Raw genomic sequence first — 17,228 nt, 5'->3', positions numbered from 1 at the left:
ATGTTGCAGGAATCTGCACTCATCAGGAATCGAGGAGTCCCGCGCTGTGACAATCCTTGGCATCGGCCTGGATTTGGTTTGCATCTCCGAATTCGCCGAACAGCTGGAACGCACCGGCACCACCATGATCCGGGAGAGTTTCACCGCCGGCGAGCGGCGCTATTGCCAGAGCAAAGGCACCGATCCGGCCCGCAGCTACGCCGCCCGCTGGGCCGCGAAGGAAGCGGTCATCAAGGCGTGGGCGTCATCTCGCTTCGCCCGCAGCCCGCAGATCGGCGACAATCCCTACCCGTTGATCGAGGTGGTGAATGACGCCTGGGGCCGCCCCAGCATCAAATTGCACGGCCTCGCAGCGGAATTCCTGCCCCGGGTGCGAGTTCACCTCTCGCTCACCCACGATGGCGATACCGCCGCCGCCATGGTGGTGCTGGAGGATCCGGGCGAACTAGCCGACCTCATCCAGGGGTGAGGGTGTGCGCTGACCGCCGCTGCGGGATTCCTTCTCGGCGATCAGCAGATACGCGACCATGAGGCGCTTGAGCTCGGCGACGGCGTCCTCATGGCTGAGTCCGTCCTGCACCGAGAAATTCAGCATCGAATAGACCACGTGCACCAGCACCTGCGCCATCATCGAGCGGCGGATGCGGGGGGTGCGCGGCATCAGCGAGCGCAGCATCTGCGCCACCGCCTCGGCGAATTCCTTCTCGTGGATCGCCCCGGTGGCCCGCGTCGACGGCGTCGACTGCATGGCCAGCCACACCTCGCGGCGGGACGGATCGGTCATCCACAGATCCGCCAGATGATCGACCAGCGAATTCATATGGCGTAGCCAGTCCATGGACGGGATCTCGCCGTGGAAGTCCTTGAGCTCCTGCGAAACCGCGACCAGGTCCTGGCGATTCAGCTCGCAGACGATCACGTACTTGTTGGCGAAGAACTGGTAGAGGGTGCCGATGGGGACTTCCGCGCGGGCCGCGACTTCCTCACAGGTGAACGACTCGAAGCCGACCTCGACGAGCAATTCGCGCGAGGACTGCAACAGCGCGTCGAACTTGCGTTTGCTCCGTTCCTGCGTCGGGCGGCGACGGGGCATCAGCTCTTGCGGGTCGTCCTGCAACTCCAACGCAGGGTCCGGTCGTCGAGTCGACCTGGTTCCCGTGCGTGCTTCCACGTTCAACAGCCTAGAGGTAGCGACACTCCGATGACACGCTGCGGTAGTTCGTGTGTCCCTCTGTCGGTCCGGAAACTCACCAATCCGCAACCGGGAACGGCGACGAACATTCATCGCAGCTGCCTCCCGGCCGCGTGCTCGCACACTCCTCGGGGGCTTTATCCGAACGCTGTTTTCGTCTCGAGAACCGTGTCCCGGCAAAGGGGACACGACGACGTTGGAAGGCTGATCTGTGGTTGCTTCTGCTGTTGTCCGATCCACGGTGACCATCGGTGTCGCCACCGAGCGCGGCATCGTGCGTGCGGTGGCCCTCGCCGACGACGGCGACAGGCTGCCGGAACGCGTGGTGATGGAACGCGTCGAGCGGATCACCGGCGATACGAAGGCCGATCTGGCCGCGGCGGTCGAGCTGGTGCTGGAGGAGATCGCGGGCAAGCTCAGCCCCGATCGCGATATCGTCGGCGCGGCCGTCGCCTACCGGGACGCCGCCGAGCGCCGGGCCATCGTGACCCGCCTGGCATCGGGCGCGTGGCATGAGGCCTCGCTGGTATCCGCCAAGGCCGCGCACCTGTCCGTGGCCCGCGCCATGACCTGGGTCGACGAATTCGAGGATCTCGCCATCTGCGAGGTGGTGCCGGGTTCGCAGGCCTTCTCGCTCATCGATTCCGAGCGCAACCGGGTGCTGGCCGCGGTCAGCCTGACCGGCGGCGCGACCAATGACGAGGCAATGAGCACCGCCGTCACCGCCGCCTGGGATCAGTTCGACGCGGCCGGGGTGAAGCCGGACGCGGTGGTGCTGATCGGTTCCGCCGCAACCGAACCCGCCGTCGTCGCCGCGCTCGAAGCGGGCTTCGGCGCACCGGTGATCCCGTGCTCGGTGGCCGCGAACGCACCCGCCATCGGTGCGGCGCTGTCCGCCATGCCGGAGGCCGAATACGCGGGCGAGGCCGCCGAGCGGATTCGCCGGGCGCGCGGTACCGCCGCGCTGTTCGCGGCGGCCAGTGTGCTCGCGGGCGGTCTGGTCGCGGGTGGCGTGTACGCGGCGAGCAATAACTCCAAGTCCGTACCCGAGCCCATGCTCACCGATGCCCGGGTGTCCGCCGACGCGCGCACCCAGGGCGTCGAACATCCGATCGGCGAGCCGGGTATCGATACCGGTTCCGCCTCGCCGGTGGAAGGCGTTCCGGGCGACGCGCCCATGACGACCGAGGCCGCCGCGCCGCTGTCGGCCGAGCCCGCGCCGGAGCCGCCCGCGCCGGATGTGGTGACCATCGATCCGGCCACCCTCAACTGGGGTCCGAAGAATCCCGAAGCGAAGCAGATGCGGCCGTCCAAGCCGCTGCTGATGGCGCAACCGGAGACCGAACCCGCTGCGCTGCAAGCGGATTCCATCATTCCGGCGCCGGCGCATTCGGCCGCGCTCACCGATACCGGTCTCTTCGCGGGGGAGCAGGCACCGCCCGCGCTGGATTCCCCGGAATTCGGGAAATGGTGGGATAACCACTTCCGCATGATGATGCAGTGGGCGGCAGCGCAATTGGTGCCGCGCGGGGTCTAGAGCTGGCCGCCGTCCCCCGCCGCCGCCTGCGCGGGGGACAGGTCCAGGTTCGAGTCCCGGCCCGTTGTGGGCCGGGGCTCTTCCTATTTTCCGGGCTCTATACCGACAGGTCGCGGCGCAACTTCGCCACGTGTCCGGTGGCGCGCACGTTGTACTGCGCGACCTCGATCTTGCCGCTCTCGTCCACCAGGAAGGTGGACCGAATGACGCCGGTGACGGTCTTGCCGTACATGGTCTTCTCGCCGAATGCCCCGTACGCCTGCAATGTGGCCTTGTCCGGATCGGACAGCAGCGGGAAGGTGAGCGCTTCCGCATCGCGGAACTTGGCCAGCTTCGCGGGCTTATCGGGGGAGATGCCGATGACTTCCAGTCCGGCTTCGTTCAATTCGGCCAGGCTGTCCCGGAAATCGCAGGCCTGCTTGGTGCAGCCGGGCGTACTCGCGGCCGGATAGAAGTAGATGATCACCTTGCGTCCGCGGTAATCGCTCAGCGACACATCCTTGCCATCGGCATCGGGAAGTGTGAAGGCGGGCGCGGCGTCGCCGGGACTGAGTCGATGGTTCTCGGTCATGCCGCCACCGTAGTAGACGGGTCCGACGGCATGCGGGCGATACACTCCAGAGCAGGTCGGCAGCCCGGCGTGGCTTGCCGCCTCGAGACAACGGTGCCGCCGGTGCGCGGCTTTCAGACAGGAGTGTGACGTGGCGAGAGATACCGAGGCCATCGAGCGTGAGATCGAGGCCGCCCGGAGCAGGCTCGCGAACACCCTCGACGAACTCGCGGTGCGGGCCGATCCGCAGCGGTTGGCGGACAACACCAAGCAGGCGCTGGTCGCCAAGGTGAACGAGCCGAAGATCAAGTACAGCCTGATCGGTGCGGGCGTGGTCGTGGTCGGCCTGATCCTGATCAAGGTGTTCCGCTGAATCCAGCGAGTTGAGTTCGAATGAAAAAACACCCGGTGCGCTGGCACCGGGTGTTTCTCGTTATCGGGGCGAATCAGACCGTGGGGCAGGCCATTCCGTCGCCGTCGGGGTCCAGGTGCGGGCCGTAACCGGGCTCGCCGCGGAAGAGCGGAGCGTGCCCGGCGGCGCGGGCCTCATCGCAGTTCTTGTAAGCGCCACCGGCGGAACCGGTCTGCGCGAGATTGGCCGAGCCGGTCGCGCCGGAACCGGTGTCGATGGCGGAGGAGCCGGTACCGGAGGAGCCGGTCGGCACATCGGCGAGGGCAAGGGCGGAGGGGGCTGCAAGAATCGTCAGTCCCGCGACGCTGGCGGTGACGAGAAGCCGGCGAACGTTCATGTATTCCTCAATGTCGGCGCAATAGGGTTGGCAGCGGCCCGATTCGGCGCGGATGCCACCGCCGTCGCGTGGGGTGCGACTCGGTGGCCGGTTCGGGTCCGGCGTCTACAGTTCCGGCGCAACGTTGCATTGTCAACCGGATGAGCTATTCATCCAGGTAAATGACTATGCGCCGGGTGCCTGCCGGGAGATGTTCTGCCAGAACATGTCCCATTCGTCCTACTCGGAAATCAACTACGCGCTCGTTGATCTCCGCCCTCGCATTACGACGAACGGACGGTACCGCACTCCGGTTCCCGAATCGCGCGGCGCGTTCGGCAATAGCATTTCCATAATGCGTGACGGCTGTTAGTGTCCATGTCAACCAAGAGGGGATACTATGTATTCATGACCCGCTGGTTGAGCGAAGAGGAACAGGCGACCTGGCAGTCCTATATCCGTATGCGGCAGCGGCTCGAAGCCGCCATCGCCGCCGGGCTTTCCAAGGACGGCTTGTCCACCTCGGACTATGAAGTACTGGTCGCGCTGTCCGGGGCGGGCGGACAACTGCGCGCCAAGGAATTGGGCGCGGAGATCTGCTGGGACAAGAGCAGGTTGTCCAAGCATTTATCGCGGATGGCCGCGCGCGGACTGGTCGATCGGTGTCAGGCCGTCGACGACGCCCGCGGCCGCGAGGTCCGATTGACCGAGCAGGGGCGGCGGGCGCTGGAAACCGCCGCACCCAATCACGTGGAATTGGTGCGGCAGTTGTTCATCGACGATATGGGTCCGGCCGAAGCCGCCGCGCTGCGCTCACTGTCCGAGCGAGTGGTTTTGCGCGCCGAGCGCACCGACGTACCCGGAATCGGCTGAGCTACGGCCTCATTTGGATTGGCCCTTCCAATCGCCGAACGGCTCGTCACGTTCCCGGACCGCTTCGCGGAAACCGGCGGTGGCGGCGCGCAATTGGAAGGCATAACCCTCGCGGGTATGCCGGGAAACACCGTCGAATACGGTGCTGACCATGCCGGAATTCGCCACGCCCTGATTGAGCAGTGCGCTGTTGAGCGCCAGCTTGGCCATGATGAGCTGATTGATCGGCACCAGTGAAATACGGTGCAGCAGTTCCTCGGTGCGCGCGTCGAGTTCGTCGGCGGGCGCGGATTCCACGGCCAGCCCCCACTCCCGCGCCTGCGTGCCGGTGAGGCTGTCACCGGTGAAGAGCAGGCGTTTGGCGCGCTGATCGCCGATGCGATGCGCCCACATGCCCGCCGCCGGAATACCCCAGGTGCGGGTGGGCGGATAACCGATGCGGGCGTCATCGGCGCAGATGATCTGATCGGCGTACAGCGCGATATCGGTGCCGCCCGCGATGGCGAAGCCGTGCACCTTGGCGACCGTCGGCTTATTGGCGTACAGCAGGCTGGCGAAACCGCGGTTGAACCGCGACATCATGGCGTAGTCGACCATGGGATCCCAAGTGCCCCAGGGATTGTGGTTGCTCGCCTGTACGACCGGATCGAGCACGGTGCCCTCGACCGGCTGCGCGCCCTCGGCGGGGGCGAAGCTGTTCTCGGCGAAGATCGACAGGTCGTAGCCGCCGCAGAAGCCCTTACCGCGCCCGCTCACCACCATGACGTGCACGCGCGGGTCCAGATCGGCGCGTTCCACCGCGGCCGCCAATTCGATCGGGGTGTCCGCGGTGATGGCATTGCCGTGCTCGGGGCGATTGAAGGTGATCCGCGCGATCCGCCCGGTCACCTCGTAAGTCAGTGTGCGACCGGCGATTTCGCCCTCGGGCTGGGGGCGGCCGGTGAACAGGGAATCGTCGCCGCCGGTCAGATCGTCGCGCCAGGCGGCGGGGCGGGTTCCGGCGTGCTCGGCGGTCGGTCCGGGGCGCTGCGCCGCGGGGCCGGGATGCTGCTCGTGATCGGGGGACACGCAAGCAGTGAACCCCCGTTCATTTCTTGCTGTCAAGGGGTGACCGGCGGCGCGCGGTGTTCGGATGGTCAGTCGGTCCAAGGGCGGACCGGGGGTTTCACCCACAGGATCTTCTCGTCCGCGTGCGCGCGGGCAGCGGCCGGATGGCCGGGATGGCGTGCGGCCCAGGCATCCTTCTCGGCCAGCAGTTGCGCCACCACCTGCCAGGTCTCATCGGTGCTCGGGGGATTGGTGTCGGCCGCCCGGGCGAGCTTGCGCTGCTGCGCCTGGGGGAGATCCAGCAATTCCGGTCCGGTGATGGCGCGAGCCCAGATGTACGCCGCCAATCGCCGGGCCTTGTCCTCCCGGCTGCGGCTCGCATGATCAGAGTGCGCGTAGTCGGCCATATCGCAACTCCGCAGGTAGTCCACTATGTCGAGCCCGACCCTACCGCAGCGCGCCGACAGTCTTGCCGGGTGATCCGGCGCAACACCGGTGAGCCGCGGGCGGTGTGCGGTTACCGTGGATCGCATGCCGGATGCCGCCGATCTCGTCATCGACCGCGCCACCCTCGCCGATTGGGCGACCGTCACCGCCTGGGCCGATGCCGAGGGCTGGAATCCGGGGCTACGCGACGGCGTGCCGTTCTTCGCGCAGGATCGCGACGGATTCTTCCTCGGGCGGCTGGACGGCGAACCCGTCAGCGCGGTCTCGGTTGTCAACTACGGCAGTGAATTCGCGTTTCTGGGGTTCTACCTCGTCCGGCCGGATATGCGCGGCGCAGGATTGGGCCTGGCCACCTGGAAAGCGGGGCTGGCGCACGCGGGGGAGCGGGTGGTCGGACTGGACGGGGTGCCCGATCAGCAGGACAACTACCGGCGCAGCGGGTTCGAACTCGCCTATCGCACTGCGCGTTTCACCGGGAGCCCGGCACTGCCCGCACCGGATTCGAGCGTGCGGGTGCTCGCCGAGCGTGATGTGCCGGAACTGCGCGGCTACGATTCCGCCTGTCTCCCAGCCGATCGCCCGGAATTCCTCACCGCCTGGCTGAGCAATCCCGGTCACCGCACGGTGGTGCGGATCGTCGACGGCGTCCTCACCGGCTACGGAACCATCCGTCCCGCACGGGATTCGCATCGCATCGGACCGCTGTTCGCCGATACCGAGACCGACGCGCGGCACCTGCTGGCCGCATTGGCCGTCGAGGCGCAGGGCGGGCCGGTGGCGATCGACGTCCCGCTGCACAATGCCGCCGCGGTGCTGCTGGCGGAGGAAGCGGGTCTGAAGCCGAGCTTCGAGACCGCCCGCATGTACACCGGTGCGCCCCGAACCCATTCCGGCGACAAGGTTTTCGGCACCACCACGCTCGAACTCGGCTGATCAGATGGGCCGCAGCGAGGCGGCCAGTCGCTGTGCGGCGGCGCGATCGACGGGTGCTTTCGCGCTGCCGAGCCAGCAGACCCACCAGCGCCGGGTGTCGGACTGCACGACCGCGGCGTAGACCTCGGCGGCGGGGGTGCCGGGATCGTTGAAGTCGACCCGGTAGAAGCATGACTTGCCGGTCACCTCACCGCCTTTCACGTCCAGGATTTCCTGGTCGACGCGGGTGCCGCTGTCCGGGAAGAAGAATTCCCCCATCCCCGATCCCAATGAGCAGGCGGCGCGGGTGTCATCGGGTTCGGCTGCGGCGAACAGTGATTCGTCGAGTTTGCCGAGCAGGATCATGCCGTCCCCGCCGCCCTGCTTCTCCAGTGCGGCCTGTCCGAAGATCAGGTGGTCGTCGCCCTGCTCGGGCATCTGCTGCCAGCCGTCCGGTGCGACGAAACTCATGCCCGCCGCGCTGCTGCGGATCCGATCGGCCTCATCGTGCCTGCGGTGCGCCTGATCGACGATCGAATATCCGATCCCGGCCAGCGATGCCACCAATCCCAGTACGCACAGCGCGATCACCCAGCGCGCGGTGCGCGCGGACACCGGCCGCTCGGCGTCGATCTGGTTCGGTTCCACCCCGCGACGCTAACAACAGTGCTGGTCAGGGGCTTTGTGGCGGGTGACGCGGCGCGCCGGACGGGTTTATCACGATCGGGCTACCCGGGTCACCAGGCCGAAGGGCGCACTCGGCCGGGCGTCACCACGTGGGCGAGCATATTGCGCAGTTCGACGGTCGCGCCCGGCCCGAGCGCCCGCGCCCACCGCTCGGTGAACCGGGCGGCGGCGGCATCGGCGGCGCGGGTGCAGGCCCAGCCGCGCTCGGTCAGCGTGATCACCTTCGCGCGGGCGTCCGAAGGATGCGGATTGCGTTCGGCGTAACCCTTTTTCACGAGCTCCTCGACCAGCTGGCTGGCCGCCTGCTTGGTCACCCCGAGATGTTCGGCCAGCTCCCCGACGGTGGCCCCGTTCGGAGCCATCCGCACGAACGCGAATCCGTGCGTGGGCCGGATATCGGTGAACCCGGCCGCGACGGTGCCGTCGTGAACGGCATCGGTGACCTCGGCCGCCGCCGCGAGCAAGAGCATCGGCAAATCCTGAGCGGGCATGAATGCATCTTGGCACTTGACAAGAAAGACAACAAGCTTGACTATATAGTCAATCTGCTTGACTAAAGGGAGTCATCGAAATGCCAGTCGTCCGTACCGCAGACCTCCAGTCCCACCAACTGCACGGCTCCACCTTCACCCCGCTGATCCGCCCTGCCACCGGTAGCGCCGAACTCTGCGTCTGGCGGCTGGAAGTGGGCCCCGCCACCACCGGCGTCAGCCACCGCATTCTCCGCGAGGAAGCCTTCGTCCTGCTCTCCGGCTCCATCGCCCTCACCATCGAAGGCGAATCCCACACCCTCACCCCCGGCGACGCCGCCGTGGCCCCCGCCGGCTCCACCATCAGCCTCACCACCACCGACCTCCCCGCCACCGTAATGGTCACCGCCCCAGTCGGTTTCACCGGCGAACTCCCCGACGGCACCATCGTCAACCCACCCTGGGTCAACTGACCGGGCCGCTATCGGAACTCAGGGCGTGGCGAAGCGGTCCGATGCGCGTTCGATCACGTCGTTCAGTACTTCGCGGGAGCGCATCAGGTCGGTGATGGTGCGGTCGATGCGGGTGCGTTCGGATTCGAGTTCGGTGACCAGTTCGGGGGTCGCGAATTCGTTCGCGCCGCCGTCCGCGTCACGCATACAGGGGAGGATCTGGGCGATCTTCCTACTGGACAGGCCCGCGGCGAAGAGTTCCTGGATGTGGATGACGCGGTCAACCGCCCATTCCGGGTAGTCGCGGTGGCCGCCGGGCGTGCGATTCGCGGCCAGCAGGGTCTGCTCCTCGTAGTAGCGCAGCGAGCGTTCGCTGACCCCGGTGCGTTGCGCCAATTCGCCAATTCGCATCTACTACCTCGTATTTCGCCGAAAGGCTTGCATCTCACATCGGTGTCAGGTTTTACGGTACCGGCATGATCACCACAGCAGCCACCCGCAGCCTCTTCGAACCGGCCGAGCTGGGCTCGCTCCGGCTACCGCATCGGCTGGCCATGGCCCCGATGACCCGTAATCGCGCGGCGGCCGACGGCACCCCGACCGACCTCATGACCACCTACTACACGCAGCGCGCCGGAGCGGGCCTGATCATCGCCGAGGCCGCCACCCCGAGCCGGGTCGGCCAGACCTACGCCAACATCCCCGCGATCTACACCGGTGAGCAGGTGGCGGGCTGGCGGCGGGTGACCGATGCCGTACACGCCGCCGACGGGCACATCTTCCTGCAATTGCAGCATGGCGGCCGGGTGGGGCATCCCGATAACAGCGGCCTGACTCCCGTTGCGCCGTCGCCCATCCCGCTCACCGATGCCATCCACACCCCGGGCGGCAGTAGGCCCGCCGTGGTACCCAAGGAACTGACCGTCGACGAAATCCACGCCACCGTCGAGGATTTCGCCGCAGCCGCCCGCAATGCCATCGCCGCCGGATTCGACGGTGTGGAAGTGCACAGCGCCAATGGCTATCTGCTGCACCAGTTCCTGTCCCGGAACACCAATCACCGCACCGACGCGTACGGCGGTTCCATCGCCAACCGCATTCGCTTCACCCTCGAGGTCGTCGATGCCGTGGCCGCCGCCATCGGCCCCGATAAGGTCGGCGTCCGAATCTCTCCCGCGGTGACCGCCAACAATATCGAGGAGGGCGATACCGAGACCCTCTACCCGCCCCTGATCGCCGCGCTCGCCGAGAAGCGCCTCGCCTACCTGCACGTGGTCTTCGCCGATCCGGATCAGCCACTCTTCCAGCACATTCGGCAATCCTGGCCCGGCGTTCTCATCGCCAACCCCAACCTGGGCTGGGGCGTCCCGCTGCCGGCTGACGGCGGCAAACACGCCGCGGAACGCCTGCTGGCCGCCGGAGCCGATATCGTGTCGCTGGGTCGCGCCTTCCTGGCCAATCCGGATCTGGTCGATCGGCTGCGCGCCGGAGCCGCCATCAACCAGGTGCGCGATTCCCACCTCATGTATGTCGGCGGCTCGGAGGGTTACACCGATTACCCAACGCTGGCGGAACAACTCCGTGCCGCCTGATTACGCGCCGTGCCGGGCGGGGAAACCGTGTGCCCGTGCCGAGATCACCACCGCGGCAACGGGAGCCAGCAGTAGCAGGACGCTCCAGGGCAGTGCGGTGGCGGAGATCCGGTCGAGCAGCACACCGCCGATGACCCCGCCCAGCGCCATGGCGACATTCCACAGCGTCACCAACATGGCCTGGGCCGAATCTGCTGCGGGGCCACCGGCATTGGCCGCGGCGGTTTGCAGGAGGGTGGGGAGGCCGCCCCAGCCCAGGCCCCATAGGGCGGCTGCGGCGTAGACGAGGGTGGGGTGGTGGGCGAGGGTGGCGAGGGTTGTTGCCGCGAGGGCGACCAGGAGCACGCTTGCGATGGTGAGGGTGCGGAGGCGGCGGTCGATGTGTGCGCCGACTAGCCAGATGCCGGCCAGTGAGGCCGCGCCGAAGACGAGGAGTATCGCGCCGGTGGCGTCGGTCATGCCCGCGTGGTCCAGGAATGCGGCGATGTAGGTGTACAGAATCGTGTGCGCCAGTACGAAAGTCAGGGTTACGAAGAGCACCGCGGCCACGCCGGGGACGGTCAGGGCGCGGGTCATCGGCGGGCGTTCGCCGGACGGTTGGCCGGGCTGGTCGGGGACGCCGAGGCCGATCCAGCCGAGCAGGATGACGGTGAGGCCGGTCATGATCAGGAACGCCACTCGCCAGCCGACCGCCTGTCCGATGAAGGTGCCCGCGGGTACGCCGAGGGAGAGCGCGACCGGGATTCCCGCCATCGCGATGGCAACCGCCTTGCCCTGCAGGTGATCCGGGGCCAGTCGCCGGGCGTAGCCCGCCAGCAGCGCCCAGGCCAGTCCGGCCGCCACCCCGGCCAGGAAGCGGGCGGTCATGGTCACGCTGTAGTTCGAGGACAGCGCGGTGACGGTATTGGCGGCCGCGAATCCCGTCATCGCGGTGAGCAGCAGCCGTTTACGGCTCCAGCTCGCGGTCGCGGCGGTCAGCGGAATCGCGGTGAGCGCGGTCCCCAGCGCGTAAACGGTCACCGACTGTCCCGCCGCGGATTCGCCGACCCCGAGATCCGCGCTCAGCGCGGGCAGCACGCCCGCTGGAAGAGTTTCGGTGAGGCTGGTGATGAACACCGCCTGCGCCAATGCCAGCAGGGCGAACGTATTGAGTTTCGTGACCCGTTGCGGCGCAGCGGATGCGGTGCGCGGGGCCGTATTCGGTGTTGTCATGAACCGAATGCTCGAACCCTCACACGTATGTGAGGGTCAACCCGGATCGCTGTGAGCTACGCCATATTCGCGCGGACCCTAGCGTGCGCGCTGTACCCGGGTCTCGTTCCACACCGGCGTGCTGGACTCGTAAACGACTCCGTCGGAGCCGAATACGAGGAAGCGATCGAATTCGCGCGCGAACCAGCGGTCGTGGGTGACGGTGACGACCGTCCCCGCGAATTCGGCGATGGCCTGTTCCAGTGCGTCGGCGGAGGCCAGGTCCAGGTTATCGGTCGGCTCATCGAGCAAAAGCATGGTGACGCCGGACAATTCGAGCAGCAGGATCTGCACGCGGGCCTGCTGCCCGCCGGACAGATCGTCGAAGAGGTTTTCGGCGGCCCGCGCCAGCCCGTATCGATCCAGCACCCGGCTGGCGGCCTCGCGTCCCATCCCGTCGCGATGTTCATCGCCGCTGTGCAGGATCTCGAGCAGGGTGCGCCCGGAAAGGTCGGGGCGGGAATGGGTTTGCGCGAAATACCCGGGACGCACCCGGGCGCCCAGCGCGGCGGTGCCGGTATGCGGCACCGGTGCGATCTCACGATCACTCACCGGACGATGCTCGATATCGGGATCGGAGCCACCGGCGGCCAGCAGCCGCAGGAAGTGCGATTTCCCGGATCCATTGGCGCCCAATACCGCAACGCGATCGCCGAACCAGATCTCGGTGTCGAACGGCCGCATCAGACCGGTCAGCTCCAGCTGCTCGCACACCAGCGCGCGCTTACCGGTCTGCCCGCCGCGCAGGCGCACCGAAATGCGCTGCCGGATCGGGGTGGCCTCGGGCGGCCCGGCGGCCTCGAATTTGGCCAGCCGGGTCTGGGCGGCGTGATACCGCGCCGCGATACCGTCATTGAACTTCGCCTTCTCCCGCAGGCGCAGTACCAGTGCGCGCAGTTTGGCGTTGTCCTCCTCCCAGCGGCGGCGCAGTTCCGCCAGCCGTGCGGTGCGGTCCTCGCGGGCCTGCTGGTACCCGGAGAAGCCGCCGCCGTGGATCCAGGCCGTCGCGCCGTTCACACCGGGTTCGAGGGTGACGATGCGCGTGGCCGCGTTCGCGATCAACTCGCGGTCGTGGCTGATGAACAGGACCGACTTACTCGATTCGGCGATCGTGCGTTCCAGCCACTGCTTGCCCGGGACGTCCAGATAGTTGTCGGGCTCATCGAGCAGCAGCACATCGTCGGGACCCGCGAACAGGGCCTCGAGCACGACGCGCTTCTGCTCACCGCCGCTCAGGCTGCGCACCGAACGCCATTTGGCGCGGTCGAAGTCGATGCCGAGGGCGGCCATGGTGACCTTGTCCCAGAACCCCTCGATCTCGTATCCGCCGACGTCGCCCCACCCGGTGAGGGCGTGCGCGTACGCCAATTGGGTTGTCTCGTCATCGGTTTCGATCATGGCGTCCTCGGCCGCGTCCAGCGCCCGCGCGGCCGCCCCGACGGCGGGGTCCGCCACCGACAGCAGCAGATCGCGCACCGTCGACTCGTCATCGATCTGACCGATGAACTGCCGCATGATGCCCAGTGATCCGGAACGCGTCACCGCGCCCTCATCGGCGGTGAGGTCCCCGGCGATGATCTTCATCAGGGTCGTCTTACCGGTGCCGTTGGGCCCGATGAGCGCGGCCTTCACCCCGTCGCCGATGCGGAAGCTCACTCCGCTGAGCAGCTGTCGTCCATCGGCGAGGAAATACTCGATCTCGGAAACGTTCACGTGGGCCACGGGACCCCAGGCAACCGCAAACGCTCAGGTAAAGCAACCCGATTCCACCGCGAGCGCCGGTACTGCTGGCCGGGCCGCCGCGTTGACGCCGATCGGCGCGGCGAATTAGGTTCGGCATATGCGGGTCGATGCGGACGGTGGCGAGTATCGCTGGAGTGATGTGCCCGCCGACCAGCTGCGCGCGGCGATATCCGGCGCGCTGGACGGGTTCGCGCGCCGGGCCGCCGAACTCGACGGCCGCAAAGCCGCCGCGGTCCTGATCGCGGTCGCCGAATACGCCGGGGGACAGGGCATCTGGCTGACCGAACGATCCCCGGGCCTGCGCGCCCACGCCGGACAGCTGGCCCTGCCCGGCGGCAAATTGGATCCCGGCGAGGACGCGGAAACCGCGGCCCTGCGCGAACTGCACGAAGAACTGGGCATCGCCGTCCCGCGCGATGCCGTGCTCGGGCTGCTCGACGACTATCCCACCCGCTCGGGCTATGTGATGACCCCCGTCGTGGCCTGGCTCGGCGCCGCCCCCGCACCGACCCCGAATCCCGCCGAAGTGGCTGCGGTGCATTGGATTCCGCTGTCGGAATTGGATGTCGAACCCCGCTTCGTCCCCGTTCCCGGCTCCGATCGTCCCGCGATCCAGCTCCCACTTCTCGGCGGCCACCTGCACGCCCCCACCGCCGCGATCCTGCACCAGTTCCGCGAGGTGGCGCTGCATCGCCGCCCCACCCGGGTCGATCAGATGGACCAACCACGGTTCGCCTGGGAGTAATCTGCCGCCGGTAACGCCCCGTTCCACGGGCACGACAGTCCCAAGACCGCGTTTGAGGCATCTCGACCGAGAGGGATTCGAATGAGGAAATCGATAGTCGTCAGCACCCGGGTCCTGGCCGCCGCGACGGTGGGTCTGGGTTTCGCCGCCGTAATCGGCTCCGGCACGGCGCAGGCCGCGCCGCAGGATTGCCAGATCACCCGGGATCTGACCGGGGCCACGGCGATCTGCCATGACGACGACGCGCCCGCCGGGCGTGAATACGCTTTGATCGTCGACTGTTTCGGCCTGCACGGTGTGCCCAATGCCTTCCCGTTGATGGCCATCGGCCCGTACAGCGGGTCGTGGAGCGGCTCCTTCAGCCCGTCGGGTCAGGGCACGGCCTCCTGTCTGGGGCCCTACAGCGTGGGGACCGCGACCGGCGCTCACGTGGCCATTTATCGCGACTGACCGGGTGCGCTGACCGTCCGGGTTATTCGACCGGCTCGCGCGGATCCTGTGTCCGGAGCGTGTAGCCTGGACGTCAGCGACGTATATCTACAGTGTAGGTCTACGGAAGGGAGCGAAATGTCCTCGAACGAGAGCGCCACTTCCGTGGCCGCCGATTCGACCGAATTCTCTTGTGCGGTATGTCCGCACGATCAGGAAGCCCACGGCCGGATCGGACTTCGGTACTGCTCCGCGACCCTGGCGAGCGGACTGGAACGCGCATGCGCCTGTGCTCGCCCGGCCGATCACCAGGACACCTACTACCGTCGATAGGAAGCATGACCATGGCAGTGCAAACGCCCTACGAGCGTCGAGTGATTCGAGTCCGGGATGTGGTGCGGGCCAACTCGGGGCTCGATGAAGAATCCGCGACCGCGCTCGCGGTACGGGTATTGCACGAACTCGACACGATCCCCGAGAAGATTCGCTGATCGGCCGTCCCCGGGGCCGGCGGTTCGGACTCGGGGACGACGGAGGCCGGATCACGGTCCGGCAGCGCGAGCTCGTTGATCAGCCGCCAGGTCTGAAAGTACTGGCGCGGTAGGGAACCCGTGGTGTACGGGATGTCGTACTTATCGCACAGCGCCCGCACCCGCACCGCGATTTCGGCATAGCGATTACTGGGCAGATCCGGGAACAGGTGATGCTCGATCTGGTAGCAAAGGTTGCCGCTGAGGAAGGCCAGCGCCGGCCCCGCGTCGAAGTTCGCGCTCCCCAGCATCTGCCGCAGATACCAGTCCGCCTTGGTCTCGTGCTCCAGCGCCTCGGGGGTGAACTTCTCCGCGCCGTCGGGGAAGTGGCCGCAGAAGATCACCAGGTAGGCCCATAGATTGCGGGCGAGATTGGCGGTCACGTTCGCCGTCAGGGTGCGTCGCCAGCGACGTCCGCTCAGGACCGGCAGCAGTACGTAGTCCTTACCGGTCTGCCGGACCACCTTGCGGATGAGCGCCCTGGTCTCGGCGGTCCGCGCGGCGGGGGTTTCGGCGCGGTCCTGTTCGGAGTAGAGATCGTGCAGGGCGATGCCCCATTCGAAAGTGGCTGCCAGGAAAAGGTTTTGCAGCGGTTGCAGCAGGAAGCGCGGCCGCCACGGCTGGTCGGTGGTGACCCGGATGACGCCGAAGCCGATGTCATCGTCCATGCCGAGCACATTGGTGTAGAAGTGATGCCGGAAGTTGTGCGAGTACCGCCACTGCGAGGACAGTCCGGCCATATCCCATTCCCAAGTGCTGGAACGGATTTCGGGATCGTTCATCCAATCCCATTGGCCGTGGCCGACATTGTGGCCGATCTCCATGTTCTCGATGCTCTTGGCCGTCGCCAGACCCGCTGTTCCGAGGAGCCAGCCGAGCCTGCCCCGGCTGAGGGCGATGGTCAGCCGGGAGGCGGCGTCGAGGGTGCGCTGCAATGCGATGGTGCGGCGGATATAGCGCGCATCGCGGGTGCCGCGCCGCTCCTCGATATCGCCGCGGATCTCATCGAGCTCCCGTCCGAGCGATTCGATATCGGAGGGGCTCAGATGTGCGTACACGGCGACATTGGTGATGGCCATTCTTCAGCCTATGCCGGAAGACAGCGTCTGTCTACATCGTAGAGTTACAACGTAGAATCAGTGCTGACCGGCACCGTTATCGCGCGGCAGGGTTGCGGCGAGACCGGTCAGCAGGATATCGAGCCCGCGTTCGAGTTCGGCCCCGCCGTCATAGGCCGCCAGCGCCGGTGCGAGCCCGCGCAGCAGCGGGAACTCCGCGATCGGCAGCCGATACAGGCCCAGGCGCAGCAGATCATCGGTCTCATCGGGGTTCTCCACGATTTCCTGGAGCTCGTTGAGCACATGCCCGTACAGGAAGCCGAATACGGCCCGATAGATGTGCAGGGCGTCCGGACCGGAGAATCCGGCATGCGTCAGCAGCGCCAGGATGTCCTCCAGCGGCCGCAGCACCGCCTGCGGCCGCAATCCCAGCGGCGTCGCCAGCGGCCGGGTCACCAGCAGCGGCACCACGCGCGGATGCTCCAGCGCGAGCTTGCGGAAATCCCTTGCCACCGAACGCAATTGCGACATCCAGTCCGGATCCGTCGCATCCACCGACAGCTCCGCGAAGACGACCTCGGCCACCCCGTCCAGCACCGCGGCCTTATTCGGCACATGCCGGTAGATCACCATCGGATCCCGTCGCACCGCCTCCGCGAGCCGCCGCATCGACAGTCCGTCCACCCCGTCCCGATCGACGATCCGCAGCGCCGCGTCCAATACCGCCGCCCGGGTGATCGGTCCCTCCACCGGCCCGTCCCCGGTGGAGCCGGATCGGCCGCGGTTGGTCGGCTTGTCAGCCATATCGGATGCCTCCTGCTTCGGAAGTTGGCCACTGTACCTATGCATCGTAGACCTACACCGTTGACAGACCGTTCATGTGACGTTCACCGACGTCGCGGTGTCGGATCAGCGTCGGAGAATACGTCATTCGACGCTCGCGGCCGGCGCTCGGCCGTCCCTAGCGTCGGAGTCATGGAAGACC

At 67.1% G+C, this 17,228-nt stretch carries 22 protein-coding genes and 1 pseudogene; 11 read left to right on the top strand and 12 right to left on the bottom strand.

The window, feature by feature from the left end; genetic code table 11:
• Positions 1-46: 46 nt before the first annotated feature.
• The gene (locus ACFC4D_RS36170) at positions 47-469 is read left to right on the top strand and encodes a holo-ACP synthase (RefSeq protein ID WP_309231616.1); all 423 of its coding nucleotides are present in this window, start codon (positions 47-49) and stop codon (positions 467-469) included.
• Here ACFC4D_RS36170 and ACFC4D_RS36165 read toward each other — a convergent pair.
• Complete coding sequence (locus tag ACFC4D_RS36165) at positions 446-1,093, bottom strand: TetR/AcrR family transcriptional regulator (protein ID WP_364632705.1); 648 nt, start codon at positions 1,091-1,093, stop codon at positions 446-448. The genes ACFC4D_RS36170 and ACFC4D_RS36165 overlap by 24 nt on opposite strands.
• Before the next feature lie 310 nt (positions 1,094-1,403).
• On the opposite strand from ACFC4D_RS36165, the gene ACFC4D_RS36160 reads away from it, so the two are divergent.
• Positions 1,404-2,729: a hypothetical protein gene (locus ACFC4D_RS36160; protein ID WP_376070122.1), complete on the top strand. Its 1,326-nt coding sequence runs from the start codon at positions 1,404-1,406 to the stop codon at positions 2,727-2,729.
• Positions 2,730-2,826: 97 nt separating this feature from the next.
• Here ACFC4D_RS36160 and bcp read toward each other — a convergent pair whose 3' ends face one another.
• A complete protein-coding gene (gene bcp / locus ACFC4D_RS36155) occupies positions 2,827-3,300 on the bottom strand; it encodes a thioredoxin-dependent thiol peroxidase (protein WP_376070119.1) in 474 nt (157 codons plus the stop codon).
• A gap of 130 nt (positions 3,301-3,430) precedes the next feature.
• On the opposite strand from bcp, the gene ACFC4D_RS36150 reads away from it, so the two are divergent.
• A complete protein-coding gene (locus ACFC4D_RS36150) occupies positions 3,431-3,652 on the top strand; it encodes a DUF3618 domain-containing protein (RefSeq protein ID WP_067574554.1) in 222 nt (73 codons plus the stop codon).
• Between the two features lie 73 nt (positions 3,653-3,725).
• Here ACFC4D_RS36150 and ACFC4D_RS36145 read toward each other — a convergent pair whose 3' ends face one another.
• Positions 3,726-4,028: an excalibur calcium-binding domain-containing protein gene (locus ACFC4D_RS36145; protein ID WP_364629103.1), complete on the bottom strand. Its 303-nt coding sequence runs from the start codon at positions 4,026-4,028 to the stop codon at positions 3,726-3,728.
• Between the two features lie 387 nt (positions 4,029-4,415).
• Here ACFC4D_RS36145 and ACFC4D_RS36140 point away from each other — a divergent pair, with 387 nt between their 5' ends.
• Complete coding sequence (locus tag ACFC4D_RS36140; RefSeq protein WP_364629106.1) at positions 4,416-4,880, top strand: MarR family winged helix-turn-helix transcriptional regulator; 465 nt, start codon at positions 4,416-4,418, stop codon at positions 4,878-4,880.
• Between the two features lie 9 nt (positions 4,881-4,889).
• Here the strand turns inward: ACFC4D_RS36140 and ACFC4D_RS36135 are convergent, their stop codons facing one another.
• Positions 4,890-5,948, bottom strand: a complete 1,059-nt coding sequence (locus tag ACFC4D_RS36135) for a crotonase/enoyl-CoA hydratase family protein (protein ID WP_375955509.1) — start codon at positions 5,946-5,948, stop codon at positions 4,890-4,892.
• 68 nt (positions 5,949-6,016) lie between these two features.
• Positions 6,017-6,334 (bottom strand): hypothetical protein, encoded by a 318-nt coding sequence (locus ACFC4D_RS36130; protein WP_375955507.1) that lies wholly within the window; start codon positions 6,332-6,334, stop codon positions 6,017-6,019.
• 124 nt (positions 6,335-6,458) lie between these two features.
• Here ACFC4D_RS36130 and ACFC4D_RS36125 point away from each other — a divergent pair, with 124 nt between their 5' ends.
• A complete protein-coding gene (locus tag ACFC4D_RS36125; protein WP_376070116.1) occupies positions 6,459-7,307 on the top strand; it encodes a GNAT family N-acetyltransferase in 849 nt (282 codons plus the stop codon).
• Here the strand turns inward: ACFC4D_RS36125 and ACFC4D_RS36120 are convergent, their stop codons facing one another.
• Complete coding sequence (locus ACFC4D_RS36120; protein WP_376070114.1) at positions 7,308-7,934, bottom strand: APA family fibronectin-binding glycoprotein; 627 nt, start codon at positions 7,932-7,934, stop codon at positions 7,308-7,310. It lies immediately after the preceding gene.
• 89 nt (positions 7,935-8,023) lie between these two features.
• Positions 8,024-8,464, bottom strand: coding sequence for a MarR family winged helix-turn-helix transcriptional regulator (locus ACFC4D_RS36115; protein ID WP_376070112.1), 441 nt, complete (start codon positions 8,462-8,464; stop codon positions 8,024-8,026).
• An 80-nt stretch (positions 8,465-8,544) separates the two neighbouring features.
• Between ACFC4D_RS36115 and ACFC4D_RS36110 the strand changes: the two genes are divergently transcribed.
• Positions 8,545-8,916 carry a cupin domain-containing protein gene (locus ACFC4D_RS36110; protein WP_376070109.1) on the top strand — a complete coding sequence of 124 codons (372 nt, stop codon included), beginning with the start codon at positions 8,545-8,547 and terminating at the stop codon, positions 8,914-8,916.
• 18 nt (positions 8,917-8,934) lie between these two features.
• Here ACFC4D_RS36110 and ACFC4D_RS36105 read toward each other — a convergent pair whose 3' ends face one another.
• The gene (locus tag ACFC4D_RS36105; RefSeq protein ID WP_375955500.1) at positions 8,935-9,306 is read right to left on the bottom strand and encodes a MerR family transcriptional regulator; all 372 of its coding nucleotides are present in this window, start codon (positions 9,304-9,306) and stop codon (positions 8,935-8,937) included.
• Positions 9,307-9,371: 65 nt separating this feature from the next.
• Between ACFC4D_RS36105 and ACFC4D_RS36100 the strand changes: the two genes are divergently transcribed.
• Positions 9,372-10,487, top strand: coding sequence for an alkene reductase (locus tag ACFC4D_RS36100; RefSeq protein ID WP_376070106.1), 1,116 nt, complete (start codon positions 9,372-9,374; stop codon positions 10,485-10,487).
• Here the strand turns inward: ACFC4D_RS36100 and ACFC4D_RS36095 are convergent, their stop codons facing one another.
• Both ACFC4D_RS36095 and ACFC4D_RS36090 read right to left on the bottom strand, forming a co-directional pair.
• Positions 10,488-11,699, bottom strand: coding sequence for an MFS transporter (locus tag ACFC4D_RS36095; protein WP_376070103.1), 1,212 nt, complete (start codon positions 11,697-11,699; stop codon positions 10,488-10,490).
• Between the two features lie 78 nt (positions 11,700-11,777).
• Positions 11,778-13,460 (bottom strand): ABC-F family ATP-binding cassette domain-containing protein, encoded by a 1,683-nt coding sequence (locus ACFC4D_RS36090; RefSeq protein ID WP_376070100.1) that lies wholly within the window; start codon positions 13,458-13,460, stop codon positions 11,778-11,780.
• Positions 13,461-13,578: 118 nt separating this feature from the next.
• Between ACFC4D_RS36090 and ACFC4D_RS36085 the strand changes: the two genes are divergently transcribed.
• The 4 genes and pseudogenes from ACFC4D_RS36085 to ACFC4D_RS36070 all read left to right on the top strand — a co-directional run.
• Complete coding sequence (locus ACFC4D_RS36085; protein WP_376070097.1) at positions 13,579-14,226, top strand: NUDIX hydrolase; 648 nt, start codon at positions 13,579-13,581, stop codon at positions 14,224-14,226.
• A gap of 81 nt (positions 14,227-14,307) precedes the next feature.
• The gene (locus tag ACFC4D_RS36080; RefSeq protein WP_375955491.1) at positions 14,308-14,676 is read left to right on the top strand and encodes a hypothetical protein; all 369 of its coding nucleotides are present in this window, start codon (positions 14,308-14,310) and stop codon (positions 14,674-14,676) included.
• A gap of 117 nt (positions 14,677-14,793) precedes the next feature.
• Positions 14,794-14,988 carry an RGCVC family protein gene (locus tag ACFC4D_RS36075; RefSeq protein WP_375955489.1) on the top strand — a complete coding sequence of 65 codons (195 nt, stop codon included), beginning with the start codon at positions 14,794-14,796 and terminating at the stop codon, positions 14,986-14,988.
• Positions 14,937-15,083 (top strand): annotated as a pseudogene (locus tag ACFC4D_RS36070) (hypothetical protein); the annotation flags it as partial. The gene ACFC4D_RS36075 and the pseudogene ACFC4D_RS36070, both read left to right, overlap by 52 nt.
• Here ACFC4D_RS36070 and ACFC4D_RS36065 read toward each other — a convergent pair.
• Positions 15,017-16,264 (bottom strand): fatty acid desaturase family protein, encoded by a 1,248-nt coding sequence (locus ACFC4D_RS36065; protein ID WP_376070095.1) that lies wholly within the window; start codon positions 16,262-16,264, stop codon positions 15,017-15,019. The pseudogene ACFC4D_RS36070 and the gene ACFC4D_RS36065 overlap by 67 nt on opposite strands.
• A gap of 57 nt (positions 16,265-16,321) precedes the next feature.
• Complete coding sequence (locus ACFC4D_RS36060; protein ID WP_375955485.1) at positions 16,322-17,047, bottom strand: TetR/AcrR family transcriptional regulator C-terminal domain-containing protein; 726 nt, start codon at positions 17,045-17,047, stop codon at positions 16,322-16,324.
• Positions 17,048-17,228 lie beyond the last annotated feature (181 nt).

This window comes from Nocardia sp. NPDC056000 (genome assembly GCF_042269265.1).
In the GTDB taxonomy this organism is placed as follows: domain Bacteria; phylum Actinomycetota; class Actinomycetes; order Mycobacteriales; family Mycobacteriaceae; genus Nocardia.
This window is presented reverse-complemented; position numbering and strand designations above follow the sequence as displayed.

What these genes read in the sequence shown, in the direction of transcription:
- ACFC4D_RS36165 (WP_364632705.1), bottom strand. Translation starts at nt 1,093, where the DNA reads ATGCCCCGTCGCCGCCCGACGCAGGAACGGAGCAAACGCAAGTTCGAC.
- bcp (WP_376070119.1), bottom strand. Translation starts at nt 3,300, where the DNA reads ATGACCGAGAACCATCGACTCAGTCCCGGCGACGCCGCGCCCGCCTTC.
- ACFC4D_RS36145 (WP_364629103.1), bottom strand. Translation starts at nt 4,028, where the DNA reads ATGAACGTTCGCCGGCTTCTCGTCACCGCCAGCGTCGCGGGACTGACG.
- ACFC4D_RS36140 (WP_364629106.1), top strand. Translation starts at nt 4,416, where the DNA reads ATGACCCGCTGGTTGAGCGAAGAGGAACAGGCGACCTGGCAGTCCTAT.
- ACFC4D_RS36130 (WP_375955507.1), bottom strand. Translation starts at nt 6,334, where the DNA reads ATGGCCGACTACGCGCACTCTGATCATGCGAGCCGCAGCCGGGAGGAC.
- ACFC4D_RS36125 (WP_376070116.1), top strand. Translation starts at nt 6,459, where the DNA reads ATGCCGGATGCCGCCGATCTCGTCATCGACCGCGCCACCCTCGCCGAT.
- ACFC4D_RS36115 (WP_376070112.1), bottom strand. Translation starts at nt 8,464, where the DNA reads ATGCCCGCTCAGGATTTGCCGATGCTCTTGCTCGCGGCGGCGGCCGAG.
- ACFC4D_RS36110 (WP_376070109.1), top strand. Translation starts at nt 8,545, where the DNA reads ATGCCAGTCGTCCGTACCGCAGACCTCCAGTCCCACCAACTGCACGGC.
- ACFC4D_RS36105 (WP_375955500.1), bottom strand. Translation starts at nt 9,306, where the DNA reads ATGCGAATTGGCGAATTGGCGCAACGCACCGGGGTCAGCGAACGCTCG.
- ACFC4D_RS36100 (WP_376070106.1), top strand. Translation starts at nt 9,372, where the DNA reads ATGATCACCACAGCAGCCACCCGCAGCCTCTTCGAACCGGCCGAGCTG.
- ACFC4D_RS36095 (WP_376070103.1), bottom strand. Translation starts at nt 11,699, where the DNA reads ATGACAACACCGAATACGGCCCCGCGCACCGCATCCGCTGCGCCGCAA.
- ACFC4D_RS36085 (WP_376070097.1), top strand. Translation starts at nt 13,579, where the DNA reads ATGCGGGTCGATGCGGACGGTGGCGAGTATCGCTGGAGTGATGTGCCC.
- ACFC4D_RS36080 (WP_375955491.1), top strand. Translation starts at nt 14,308, where the DNA reads ATGAGGAAATCGATAGTCGTCAGCACCCGGGTCCTGGCCGCCGCGACG.
- ACFC4D_RS36075 (WP_375955489.1), top strand. Translation starts at nt 14,794, where the DNA reads ATGTCCTCGAACGAGAGCGCCACTTCCGTGGCCGCCGATTCGACCGAA.
- ACFC4D_RS36065 (WP_376070095.1), bottom strand. Translation starts at nt 16,264, where the DNA reads ATGGCCATCACCAATGTCGCCGTGTACGCACATCTGAGCCCCTCCGAT.
- ACFC4D_RS36060 (WP_375955485.1), bottom strand. Translation starts at nt 17,047, where the DNA reads ATGGCTGACAAGCCGACCAACCGCGGCCGATCCGGCTCCACCGGGGAC.